Annotated in this window: 11 protein-coding genes; 3 read left to right on the top strand and 8 right to left on the bottom strand. The window is 57.6% G+C overall.

The features are described 5' to 3' along the window. Positions 1-208, top strand: a 208-nt coding sequence (locus BLQ24_RS01645) for an integrase core domain-containing protein (protein ID WP_143004220.1), incomplete at its 5' end; no start/stop codon positions are given. Positions 209-585: 377 nt separating this feature from the next. On the opposite strand, the gene BLQ24_RS01640 is transcribed toward BLQ24_RS01645, so the two are convergent. Continuing rightward, positions 586-2,028: a 4Fe-4S dicluster domain-containing protein gene (locus BLQ24_RS01640; protein ID WP_090161987.1), complete on the bottom strand. Its 1,443-nt coding sequence runs from the start codon at positions 2,026-2,028 to the stop codon at positions 586-588. Positions 2,029-2,405: 377 nt separating this feature from the next. On the opposite strand from BLQ24_RS01640, the gene sdaAB reads away from it, so the two are divergent. Then, a complete protein-coding gene (gene sdaAB / locus BLQ24_RS01635; RefSeq protein ID WP_090161986.1) occupies positions 2,406-3,077 on the top strand; it encodes an L-serine ammonia-lyase, iron-sulfur-dependent subunit beta in 672 nt (223 codons plus the stop codon). 48 nt (positions 3,078-3,125) lie between these two features. Then, positions 3,126-4,013 carry an L-serine ammonia-lyase, iron-sulfur-dependent, subunit alpha gene (gene sdaAA / locus BLQ24_RS01630; RefSeq protein WP_090161984.1) on the top strand — a complete coding sequence of 296 codons (888 nt, stop codon included), beginning with the start codon at positions 3,126-3,128 and terminating at the stop codon, positions 4,011-4,013. 636 nt (positions 4,014-4,649) lie between these two features. Here the strand turns inward: sdaAA and aroQ are convergent. The 7 genes from aroQ to aroF all read right to left on the bottom strand — a co-directional run bounded on the left by aroQ (position 4,650) and on the right by aroF (position 11,557). Then, positions 4,650-5,090 (bottom strand): type II 3-dehydroquinate dehydratase, encoded by a 441-nt coding sequence (aroQ, locus tag BLQ24_RS01625; protein WP_090162006.1) that lies wholly within the window; start codon positions 5,088-5,090, stop codon positions 4,650-4,652. Between the two features lie 92 nt (positions 5,091-5,182). Then, positions 5,183-6,325 (bottom strand): prephenate dehydratase, encoded by a 1,143-nt coding sequence (pheA, locus tag BLQ24_RS01620; RefSeq protein WP_090161982.1) that lies wholly within the window; start codon positions 6,323-6,325, stop codon positions 5,183-5,185. Between the two features lie 57 nt (positions 6,326-6,382). Beyond that, positions 6,383-7,393 (bottom strand): chorismate synthase, encoded by a 1,011-nt coding sequence (locus BLQ24_RS01615; RefSeq protein ID WP_090161981.1) that lies wholly within the window; start codon positions 7,391-7,393, stop codon positions 6,383-6,385. Between the two features lie 39 nt (positions 7,394-7,432). Further along, complete coding sequence (gene aroA, locus BLQ24_RS01610; protein ID WP_090161980.1) at positions 7,433-8,671, bottom strand: 3-phosphoshikimate 1-carboxyvinyltransferase; 1,239 nt, start codon at positions 8,669-8,671, stop codon at positions 7,433-7,435. Positions 8,672-8,695: 24 nt separating this feature from the next. Next, positions 8,696-9,685 carry a 3-dehydroquinate synthase gene (gene aroB / locus BLQ24_RS01605; RefSeq protein WP_090161978.1) on the bottom strand — a complete coding sequence of 330 codons (990 nt, stop codon included), beginning with the start codon at positions 9,683-9,685 and terminating at the stop codon, positions 8,696-8,698. A gap of 1 nt (position 9,686) precedes the next feature. Then, positions 9,687-10,541: a prephenate dehydrogenase gene (locus tag BLQ24_RS01600; protein WP_090161976.1), complete on the bottom strand. Its 855-nt coding sequence runs from the start codon at positions 10,539-10,541 to the stop codon at positions 9,687-9,689. Further along, a complete protein-coding gene (gene aroF / locus BLQ24_RS01595) occupies positions 10,538-11,557 on the bottom strand; it encodes a 3-deoxy-7-phosphoheptulonate synthase (RefSeq protein ID WP_090161974.1) in 1,020 nt (339 codons plus the stop codon). The genes BLQ24_RS01600 and aroF overlap by 4 nt, the downstream gene beginning before the upstream one ends. Positions 11,558-11,690 lie beyond the last annotated feature (133 nt).

Here is an 11,690-nt window from a genome sequence, read left to right as displayed (position 1 = left end):
TCAAAGTATGAGCAGACCAGGTTGTCCATATGACAACGCTCCAATGGAGAGGTATTTTAATACACTAAAGTCAGAGCTGATCTATCTCAGGAAGTTTTCAACTGAAGAGAGCCTATTCGTTGAAGTGAATGCATATGCGTATGGCTGGTACAATAATCAAAGACCACACTCTCATAACGGCGGGATACCACCAGCAAAAGTAGCATAAAATGAGTTACTTTATTACAATTTTACTTGACCAGTACAGTCACTCCTGGGACAACTGTGACATGCCTTAGAATGAACGGAAAAGCCGGTGATTGTGTATGATGCTTGTGGTTTGAGTAGAATAACTACGATGTTAGAATTTGGCGTGCGGGGAGCAATGTGCGGAAATAAGGATTTTCCTGTTTCCGCACCCTGAGAAACCGTGTCGTCTCCGATTTTCGACTGAACAGGCCGAAATCAGGTGCGAAATCTTGAAAAATCGAATTTTCGCACCACCAGGCCTGCCGCACAACCGTCATCTGTCCGACCGCACCACCAGGCCTTCCGCACAACCGTCATCTGTCCGGCCGCACCCTCCCCCAGGCCGCGCAACCGTCCCTACCGGTACCGCGGGAAGCTGTCCAGATCGTAGTTCTTCAGGTTTTCGGTGATCTTCCGGTCGTCGGCCTTCTCCAACAGGGCCTTCCGGTTTTTCATGGCCACCGGTCCGGAAACCTTGCTGGCCGGACCGTTGAAGCAGCCGCCCTCGCAGGCCATTCCTTCCACAAAATCCGCATTCAGCCGGCCGAAGGATGCCATGGTCAGGGTCTTGCGCAGTTCGTTGCCGCCGCTCGGACGCTCCACCTTATAGTTTCCGCCCCGGCCGGTTTCGTCCAGATACTGGAGCACTGCCGCCGCCACGCCGCCGCTGGTGGCGTATTTTTTTCCAAAGATGCTTGCCAGCTGATAATTGTCTTCTACCGGGGTGAGCTCCACTTCCTTTGCCTTCAGGATCGCCTCGATTTCCTCATACAGCAGGGCGTAATCCGCATTGCCCGGAATCTTCTGGTCTTTGATTTCGGATTTTTTTGCAATGCACGGTCCAATGAAAACGGTGACGGCGCCGGGGTGCTGGGCCTTGATCATGCGGCTCAGCTCACACATCGGACTGACCGCTGTGGAAACATACTGATCCAGCTTCGGGTAATGCATGCGGATCATATTGACGAAAGCCGGGCAGCAGGAAGTGGTGCGCATCTCGCCTTTCTGGTATGCTTCGTACCATTCCTCTGCTTCGGCAGAAGTGGTCAGGTCGCCCCCCAGACCCACTTCGAAGAAATCAGTGAATCCCACCTCTTTCAAAGCCTTGCGCCAGCTGCCCATGCCGATTTCCGGACCGTACTGTCCTTCGATGGCCGGCGCCGCCATGGCGTAAACTTCCTTTCCGGACTTCAGTGCTTCGATGACCGGCACGATGGAGTCAATGGTGCCAATAGCGCCGAACGGGCAGTGGTGCATGCAGCGGCCGCAGCGGATGCACTTTTCTTCGTCGATGCGGGACAGGCCCTGTTCGTCATAGCTGATGGCGTCCACCGGGCAGCTCTTCTTGCACGGCCGCTCCAGATGAACAATGGCGTTGTACGGGCAGGCCTTCGCACACTGGCCGCACTCCTTGCACTTGGTGGCATCGATGACGGAGCGATGAGGACCGGCCTGGATCGCACCGAACTTGCAGGAGCGGAGACATGCCTTCCCCAGACAGCTTCTGCAGTTATCTGTAACAGAATAGCTGGAGATCGGACAGTCCGCACAGGCCGGTTCAATGACCTGCATGATATTCCCCGTGTCAACTTCGGACTCCGTCTTCCCCAGGGAGAGACGAACCCGCCGTCTGACGATCTCCCTTTCCTTGTATACACAACATCTGTAGTGAGGCAGCGTACCCGGAATGATCTTCTCCGGAAGATACTCCGCCTTCTCCAGTTGTCCCTCAAAAGCCAGCTTCGCTACCTCATAAATCACCTGGTGACGCAGACCCAGAATACTCTCATCAGCCTTCATTTCAAACCCTCTCTCATGACTCAGACGATACCTTCTGCCACCGCAGACGATAGACTCTATACCCGCAACCGCTCCGAAGTATACATTATACATCGGAATCTGACAACAAATTAACATTTCTATTCTGCTTTGTAAACCCTCTTTCGCATGTTTCCAAAAATGAACAGAAGCCCCTTGAATTACTGTTTCATTCCCTTGATATCCAAACGTATTTTTGTCTTCCCGGACAGAATGCCGGGGCAGAAATCGTGACGACCGGCGGCGTTTATTTTTTGTCGACAAAACCCAACGGGACGAACCGTTCCGCCATTGATTCCCATATACACCCATGTTAAAATTCTCGCAGGATCCTGAGGAGGATAAATGGAGGTAAGATAATGAATGTATTCGACATCCTGGGGCCGGTCATGATCGGTCCGTCCAGTTCCCACACTGCCGGGGCGGCCCGTCTGGGACTGATCACCCGGCGGCTTCTGGGCACAGAGCCACGGTCGGCGGAGATCGTTTTCCACGGTTCTTTTGCCAAAACCTACAAGGGACACGGCACAGACAAGGCCGTGATCGCCGGCATCATGGACATGACACCGGACAATCCGGATCTGCGCCATTCCATGGAAATTGCTGCCGAGCGGGGCATCGATATTTCCATCACCACAGCGGAATTGGAGAATGCCCACCCGAATACGGCCCGCATCACGCTGACGGACGAAGCGGGAAATTCGGTGACGCTGCAGGGCAGCAGCATCGGCGGCGGCAATATCCGGGTGGACTATATAAACGGTATGCCGGTATCCCTCAGCGGCCAGTATCTGACGCTGATCGTTCTGCACCGGGACACGCCGGGGGTCATCGCCACGGTGACGGAACTGCTCTCCGCCCACGGGGCAAACATCTGCAGTTTCCACCTGGCCCGTCAGGAAAAGGGAGGCGTGGCGGTCATGACGATCGAGATCGACAGCAAGATCAACTGCGAACTTCCGGTACTGAAAGAAGAGCTGGAGCGGGACCCGGAGATTACAACCTGTACGGCGATGCTGCCGATCTCATAACGGCCGCAGCGGGAAACAGGGAACCAAAGTCTTGACAGGAGGAAATCGATGGAATTGAAATATGACTCTCTGGCGGCGATCCTGAAGGCCGCCGAGGATGCCGGCTGCAAGCTGTCGGAACTGGTACTCAAGGACCAGGCTGCACAGCTGGAGCGGACGGAAGAAGATGTTTATCAGCAGATGGCCGATGACTACCAGGTCATGCGGGAAGCAGTGGATTCCGGACTGGACCCGGATCTAAGAAGCACCAGCGGACTCACCGGCGGTGATGCGGCGAAGATGGCCGCCTATGTGAAGTCCGGGAAGAATCTGACCGGCTCCTTCATCGGCAGTGCCATGTACCGGGCTCTGGCGGTATCGGAGCTGAACGCCGCCATGGGACGGATTGTAGCGGCGCCGACGGCCGGAAGCTGCGGTATCGTACCGGCAGCGGTGATCACCATGCAGGAGGAATACGGCTCTTCTGAACGGGACTGCATCATGTCGCTTTTCACCGCCTCCGCCATCGGAATGGTGATCGGAAAAAACGCCTCCCTGGCGGGAGCCTCCGGCGGCTGTCAGGCAGAATGCGGATCTGCTTCTGCCATGGCGGCGGGTGCGATCGTGGAACTGGCGGGAGGCAGCCCGGCCATGATCGATTCGGCAGTGGCCATTGCACTGAAGAATATTCTCGGACTGGTCTGCGACCCGGTAGCCGGTCTGGTGGAAATCCCGTGCATCAAGCGGAATGCGGGCGGCGTCACCGGCGCCTACACTGCTGCGGAAATCGCACTGGCCGGAATCCGCAGCGCCATCCCGGGGGACGAAGCAATCCTGGCCATGAAAAAAGTCGGCGACTCCATGCCGGCGGCGTTGAAAGAGACCGCCGAGGGCGGTCTGGCGGTTACGGCGACTGCGTGCCGGCTTTGTCAGCAGGTCTTCGGAACAGAGAAGTAGAAAAAAAACAGGCTGCGCCCGGGGCGCAGCCTGTGTTTTCATAACTCGTAAGCGGTCGGCCGGGCGGGTACGGTCGGCCGGGCGGGTGCGATAATCCGATTTTCTCGATTTTCGCACCCCCTTTCGGCTGATTCAGTCCAAGAACAGGGGCGACACGATTTCACGGGGTGCGGAAACAGGAAAATCTCCAATTTCGCAGCTCACTGTCTGGCCGCAAACTTTTCTCTACGTAATTATTTTACTCAAAATGCGGCCGCAGAATACACTACCGGCTTTCTCGTCCGTTTTCCAGTCCGACTGCAGATGTCACCGGAATGGCCGACCGGAAGCCGGGTTATTTTTTGTCTAACGAATCCGAAACGTATACAATCTGCCCGCCGAGTTAGGTGCGAATTTTCCGTTTTTGCTAATATCGCACCATCGGAAGGAGCAGTAATATATTAATCAAGTTTTTCTTCCAAATTCGCACCCTGGAACACGGCCGATTGGGTGCGGATCCGGCCGAAATGCCCGTTTCCGCACTGTTTGCATTCAGTATACAGCCCCCAAGTGCCGAAACCCCCGCCGGAGATCGGTAGAATCGTGATGATTGTATACGATTTTCCGAAAACAGGGGGCGGCACAACACGGCGCAGCCTATTTCATCATTTCCAGATAATCCTTCAGGATCTTCAGGGCCTCGCCATATCCGTCAATGCCCTTCCCCATTACGGTGGCGATGGCCGCCTTTCGTATGTATGAGGTCTGACGGAAGTCCTCCCTGCGGGAGACGTCGGAGATATGAACCTCCACAGTTGGAATGCCCACCGCTTTCACAGCATCCAGGATTGCAACACTGGTGTGGGTGTATGCTCCCGGGTTGATGACAATACCGTCCGTATTCCCATAAGCTTCCTGAATGCGGTCCACCAGGTCCCCCTCATGATTGGATTGATAGAACTCCGTTTCAAAACCCAGCTCTTCTCCTGTCTTTTTCGTACGGCGGAGCAGCTCTGCGAAATCTTCTTTCCCGTAGATGTCCGGCTCCCGGATTCCCAGCATGTTGATGTTCGGCCCGTTGATGACCAGTATTTTCATCTTGATTTCTCCTTTCACGACCGGTCCCGGCTTTTCCGACCGGCCCCTCCTTTCACGACCGGTCCTGACTTTTTCGACCGGCTCCGGCCGGCCTAAGCCAGCTCCGAATAGCTTCCCAGATACCGGAAGTCCACACTCATCTGCTCCAGCTGGTTCATGAGCCGCGGGAACTCGTCTGCGTACACCGGCTCTTCGATATCGAAGTAGAACATGAACTCGAAGTTGCTGGACGGGATCGGCCGGGACTCCAGCTTCAGCAGGTTGATGCCCATGGCGTTGAAGTGGGACAGCACCTGGTACAGGCAGCCCGGTGTATGGCCCACCACCAGCATGATGCTGGTGCGGTCAGCGCCCGGGTAGATTTCCAGTTCCCGGGAAATACAGATGAACCGGGTGTAATTGTTTCCGTTGTCCTGAATCTCGCTCTCCAGGGTGCGCAGCCCGTACAGTTCCCCGTTGATCTCGGAGCCGATGGCGGCGACATCCGGGCGATCGCTTTCGGCGACTTTTTTTGCCGCTACCGCCGTATTCTCCACCTCAGTCACCACCGCCCCCGGGAATTTCTTCAGATATTCCTCACACTGGGCGATGGCCTGGGGATGGGAGAAAATTTCCCGGATGTTCTCTTTTCTGGTTCCCGGCTTGGCCAGCAGGGAATGGTTGATCTTCACCCGGACGCTGCGGACGATGTTGAAATGATATTCCATCATCAGGTCATAGACCGCATTGACGGAACCGGCGGTGGAGTTCTCGATGGGAAGAACGCCGTAATCGCATTCCCCTTTCTGGATGGCCTGGAATACGCCCCGGAAGTTCTTCTGATAAGAGATCTGGGGCATCGAGAAGAATCGGTCACAGGCCTGCTGAGAGTAAGCCCCCTCCACGCCCTGACACGCCACCTTGGCGCGGCGCGGAAATACCTTCGGGGAATAGCGGAGGGCATCCCGGATCCGGTGCACGGTTTCCGTTTCCTCGTGAAGGAACTTGTGCTGATGGTCCTTGCTCATTTCCATGATCGTGGTGAACAGAATCTTGTTATAATAGGCCAGATCCTCGTCGGAATCCCAGAGGAGCTTCTCGATTTTCTGCCGCTCCCGGACCGGGTCGAAGACACGCATCCCATGCTCCAGCTTGTATTTTGCAATGCCTTCCGCCACCCGCATTCTCTCCTGCAGGTTCTCCAGCAGGGTCCGGTCGATCCGGTCGATCTGCTCTCTGTAATCCTTTAAATCCATGTGTCTGGTTCCTTTCTGATTCTCTGTTCTGCTTTCGTCCCGGAACTTCCGCCGGGCTTACTCTTCCACTGCCATGGCCGGCTCCCGCATCATATCCAGCACCGCCAGCGCTGCCGCCGCCTCCACCACCGGCACGGCCCGGGGCACGATGCATGGGTCATGACGGCCCCGGACGGCCAGCTCGGCATCTTTCTTTTCGGACAAAGAGATACTGGCCTGGGCGGCCGGAATACTCGGAGTCGGTTTGAAGGCGCAGCGGAATACGATATCCATGCCGTCACTGATTCCCCCCAGAATGCCGCCGGCATGGTTGGTTCTGGTCTTCACGGAGCCGGATTCGTCCATGTAGAACGGATCATTATTCTCGCTTCCTCTCATCCGGGCCACAGCGAAACCGGCGCCGAACTCGATGCCCTTCACGGCCGGAATACCGAATACAATCTGGGCAATGCGGTTTTCCACGCCATCGAACATCGGATCCCCGATCCCCACAGGAACGCCGGAAATCACACACTCCACAATGCCGCCCACCGAGTCCCCGGCCGCCCGGACCTTTTCGATTTCACCGAAAGGATCCTCCCGATTCCCGCCGATCTCCAGAATCCGGGCGTTCACTGTGATTCCCCGGGACGCCAGAATCTGCCGGCAGATGCCGCCGGCAATACACAGGGGCGCCGTCAGACGGCCGGAGAAATGGCCGCCGCCGCTCACATCATTATGTCCGCCGTATTTCACATAGGCGGTGTAATCCGCATGACCCGGCCGGGGAATGTCCCGGATGTTATCGTAATCTTTGGAACGGGTGTTGGTGTTGCGGATCACCGCTGTCAGCGGTGCGCCGCAGGTCACATCATCCACCAGACCGCTGAGAAATTCGGGCTGATCCGCCTCCTTCCGGGGCGTGCTGTATTTCGTCCGCCCCGGCGCCCGGCGGTCCAGGAACTTCTGGAGTTCCTCCCGGTCGATCCGGAAGCCGGCGGGCAGACCGTCCACCGTGCAGCCGATGGCCGGAGAATGGGACTGGCCGAAAATCTGAAGTCGGATGTTCTTTCCATATGATGAAGCCATTGTATTTTCCTTTCGTGTTCACAGCATTGCGGCCAAAGCCTACAGCAGCAGGATATTGCCATCCAGATCGTTTTCCTTCATGACCCGGAAGAAAGTGGGATAGGATTTCCGCACCGCCTGCCATCCGCTGATGCCCACCTTCCCGGAAGCCGCCAGAGAAGCCGCCGCTGCAGTCATGACAATCCGGTGATCGTTGCAGCCGTCACAGGAGCCGCCGGTGAGTCCCCGGCGCCCCCGGATCCTCAGTCCGTCGGGAAGTTCCGTCACATCTGCCCCCAGGCCGCTGAGCAATTCACAGGTGGTGGCCAGCCGGTCACTTTCTTTGATCCTGAGCCGTGCCGCATTCATGATTTCTGTTGTACCTTCCGACACTGCCCCCACCAGGGCCAGGGCCGGCACCATGTCCGGAATCGGACCGGCATCCACGGTGATGCCGTGGAGAGTATCCCGGGACGGCCATGCGGTCACCGATCCCTCCGTCTCCAGATCTTCTGTGATCCTGCCGCCGAATTTCTTCAGAATCCGCACCACAGCCCGGTCACCCTGGGCGGAATCTGCATTCAGCCCGGTTACCCGGACCGGTTCCTCGCCCAGAAGGCCCATAACCAACCAGAAGGCCGCATTGGACCAGTCGCCTTCCACCCGGTACCGGGCAGGACCCCGGTATTTCTGACCGCCCTTCACAATCAGATCATTCCCCGCAGAATGAATACTGACACCGAACCGGCGGATCACATTCCGGGTCATGTCCACATATCCGGCGGACTCCAGATTCCCTTCCACAACAATTCGGCTGTCCCCCTCCAGCAGGGGCAGTGCGAAGGCCAGACCGCTGATGAACTGGGAGGACACATTCCCCGGAATATGGAATTCTCCCGGCGTCAGCTGTCCTTCCACGAGGAACGGCACATTCCCCTGGGGACTCATCCGGACCCCGTGGGCGGTGAGTTCCTCATACAGCGGCGTCAGCGGCCGCTGGGGCAGCCGGCCCTCCGGATGGAATACTCCGGTGATGCCCAGGGCTGCCACCACCGGAATCAGGAAACGGAATGTGGAACCACTCTCGCCGCAGTACAGATGGGCGGCTGCCGGCGATTCCCCGTCCCGGGTCCGGCGCTGCATGAGCGCTTCCCGGATCGCATCCAGACACCGCTTCGTGGCTTCGATGTCCTTCGAAGTTTCTTCACAGATGACCCGGCAGTCCCGGTCCGACAGCGCAGCGCAGATCAGCGCCCGGTGGGCATCCGATTTCGATGGAATGATTTGAATTTCTTTCATACGTCCCCCGTTATTTCCCGGCGGCTACAGCACCTGCCGCAGTTCCTCCAGCGTCAGCCGCCGGGTCACGCAGCGGCCGATCCGCTCCGGGATCACCAGATCGATGTACCCGGCTTCCCGTTTCTTGTCTGATAACATAATTTCATAAATCTGATCATTGGTGTACGGAATCGAAAGGTCGAAGCCGTATTCCAGCAGGAGTGCGTGGAGTCTGTCGTAAACTTCCCTGCCGCACCAGCCCTGCCGTACTGATATTTCTGTGATCCGGTCCATGCCCTTCGCCACGGCAATGCCGTGGGAGATCCGGAAGTCACTCAGTATTTCCACCGCATGAGCGATCGTATGCCCGAAATTCAGCAGATGGCGGAGCCCCAGATCGAATTCGTCCTGCCGGACGATCTCCCGCTTGATCTCCACACACCGGGTGATAATCGGCTCCGGATCCCGGTAGATCGCATTCGTATCAGTCAGAAGATCGAAGAGTTCTGAGTCCCCCAGAACGCCGTACTTCACAACCTCCCCGATGCCGTCCATCCAGGCCCGGCGGGGCAGAGTCCGGAGCAGATCCGGGTCCTGAACCACCAGCGCCGGCTGATGGAAGGCGCCCGCCAGATTCTTTCCCGCCGGCAAGTTGATGGCGGTCTTCCCGCCCACCGAGGAATCCACGGCGGACAGCAGGGTAGTGGGCACCTGAATCACTTTCACCCCCCGGAGGAAAGTGGCAGCCACGAAGCCGGCCAGATCCCCCACCACGCCGCCTCCCAGGGCTACCACGCCGTCGCTTCTGGTCAGCGGAATCTCCGCCAGCCAGTTCAGCAGTTCCAGATACATCGCGCCGCTCTTGGATTCTTCTCCCGCCGGAATGATCCGGCTTTCGGTCCGGTACCCCGCATCCTCCAGGGAGCGGAGACAGGTTTCCAGAAAGCGGGGGGCCACATTTTCATCCGTGATCACCGCCAGGGTTCCCCCCTCCTGGAATGGTTTCGTCCGTTCTCCGATTTCCGCTAATTTCATATTACCCCCGTGTCCGGCGGATCTGCTCCTCCGCCTCTACTTTCGCTTCTCTTCCTTCCGAGAGCAGCTCCCGCAGCCGGTCCCGGTCGGACCGTTCCAGAGCGTCCCGGTATTTCTCCAGTTCCCCGATCAGGGTATCCAGTTTCTGCATCAGGTTATCCCGGTTTTCCAGAAACAGCTCCGACCAGATCTTGTCATCCAGATACGCCGTCCGGGTCAGGTCCCGGAAGCTGCCGCCAGAAATGGCGCCTTCCTTACTGTCCGGGTCCGCCATCTTGATGAAAGAACTGGAGACCACATGGGACAGCTGGGATGTGTAGGCGATGACCTCGTCATGCTCCTCCGGTGTCATGACCTGAAAGCCTGTAACGCCGATCTTCCGGAGCACCGTCTCCACCCTCATCAGGAGCCGGATGTCGTTAGGGTCCTGGGGCACGATGACGAACATACTGTGCTGGAACATCTCGGCGCTGCTCTGTTTGAAGCCCCAGCCCTGGCGGCCCGCCATAGGGTGACCGCCCACATAGGTGACACCGGTTTCCTCCGCCATGCGAAACCCCACCTCGCAGACCGGCCGTTTCACACCGCAGAAATCCATGACCAGAGTCTTCCGGTTCATCTTCGGCATATTCTCCTCCAGCCATGCTGCAGCGGCCTTCGGCGGAATGACCACGAAAATGCAGTCGCAGTCCCCGATGTTCTCATCTGTCAGGTCTTCATCCACAGCGCCCTGCAGTTTCACAAAATCCCTGACCACATGATTGATCTCGCTGGCGTACACCGTAGCCCCGGCCTTCTTGAATGCCCGGGCGCAGGAGCCGCCGATAATTCCCAGTCCGACTACACCGACAATCATGCCTGCACCTCCCCGCCGAACACCGTGCTTCTCACCGCACGGAGGCTCTTCATCACATCATCGAACTGATCCGGTGTGAGGGACTGGGCCCCGTCGCTGAGCGCCCTGGACGGATCATTATGAACTTCAATCATGACGCCGTCCGCCCCGGCTGCCGCTGTGGCCAGGGCCATGGGCTTCACGAAATTCCGTTTTCCGGTGGCATGGCTCGGATCGCCGATCACCGGCAGGTGGGTCATTTCATGGAGAGCCGGAACCGCCGACAGATCATAGGTGTTGCGGGTCGCCGGCTCGAAGGTGCGGATTCCCCTCTCACAGAGAATGACCTTCTCGTTCCCCCCGGCCATAATGTATTCCGCGCTCATCAGAAGTTCTTCCAGTGTGTTGGCCAGGCCCCTCTTCAGCAAAATCGGCTTGTCGATCTCTCCCAGCGCCTTCAGCAGATCGAAATTCTGCATATTCCGGGCGCCCACCTGGATCACATCCACATCCTCATAGAGATCCAGGTACGCCTCATTCATGATCTCGGTGACGATCGGAAGACCGGTGACCTTTTTCGCTTCCAGCAGCAATTCGATGCCCTCCGCCTTCAGGCCCTGGAAAGCGTACGGCGAGGTGCGGGGCTTGAAGGCACCGCCCCGGAGCATGTCCGCTCCGGCGGCTTTCACCCGCTTCGCCACTTCCACGATCTGCTCTTCATTCTCCACCGAACACGGCCCCGCAATGGTGACGAAGTGACCGCCGCCGATCTTCACCCCGTTCACATCGATGACCGTGTCTTCCGGGTGGAACTTGCGGTTCGCCTTCTTGAACGGTTCGGACACTCGCTTCACGCTGTCCACGATATCCAGCATGTTCACCATATCCACATCAATGTGACTGGTATCCCCCACCAGCCCCAGGATCGTGTAGGTATCTCCCACGGAGACGTGCACCTTCAGTCCCTGGTCTTCAAACCATTCGATCAGATTGTCCCGCTGTTCTACCGTGGTCCCGCTCTTCAGTACTGTGATCATGTCTTACCTCCTGCTCCGGCTCCCTTTTCCGGCTCCTTCACTGGCTCCGCCGCTCCTGCGGAGGTTCCGTCTGATTATGAAAAAAACTCCGCAGCCCCGCTGCGAAGTCCCTGTTCCGTAACTTATAAACGTC

Source organism: Eubacterium pyruvativorans, assembly GCF_900102225.1.
Lineage (GTDB): Bacteria > Bacillota > Clostridia > Peptostreptococcales > Anaerovoracaceae > Aminicella > Aminicella pyruvativorans.
The sequence above is the reverse complement of the archived record's forward strand: the minus strand, read 5'-3'. Positions and strand labels throughout refer to the sequence as shown.

Excerpts from the sequence above, each read along its gene's own strand:
- aroA (WP_090161980.1), bottom strand. The coding sequence starts at position 8,671 with ATGAAAGAAATTCAAATCATTCCATCGAAATCGGATGCCCACCGGGCG.
- BLQ24_RS01640 (WP_090161987.1), bottom strand. The coding sequence starts at position 2,028 with ATGAAGGCTGATGAGAGTATTCTGGGTCTGCGTCACCAGGTGATTTAT.
- sdaAA (WP_090161984.1), top strand. The coding sequence starts at position 3,126 with ATGGAATTGAAATATGACTCTCTGGCGGCGATCCTGAAGGCCGCCGAG.
- sdaAB (WP_090161986.1), top strand. The coding sequence starts at position 2,406 with ATGAATGTATTCGACATCCTGGGGCCGGTCATGATCGGTCCGTCCAGT.
- BLQ24_RS01615 (WP_090161981.1), bottom strand. The coding sequence starts at position 7,393 with ATGGCTTCATCATATGGAAAGAACATCCGACTTCAGATTTTCGGCCAG.
- aroQ (WP_090162006.1), bottom strand. The coding sequence starts at position 5,090 with ATGAAAATACTGGTCATCAACGGGCCGAACATCAACATGCTGGGAATC.
- aroB (WP_090161978.1), bottom strand. The coding sequence starts at position 9,685 with ATGAAATTAGCGGAAATCGGAGAACGGACGAAACCATTCCAGGAGGGG.
- aroF (WP_090161974.1), bottom strand. The coding sequence starts at position 11,557 with ATGATCACAGTACTGAAGAGCGGGACCACGGTAGAACAGCGGGACAAT.
- BLQ24_RS01600 (WP_090161976.1), bottom strand. The coding sequence starts at position 10,541 with ATGATTGTCGGTGTAGTCGGACTGGGAATTATCGGCGGCTCCTGCGCC.
- pheA (WP_090161982.1), bottom strand. The coding sequence starts at position 6,325 with ATGGATTTAAAGGATTACAGAGAGCAGATCGACCGGATCGACCGGACC.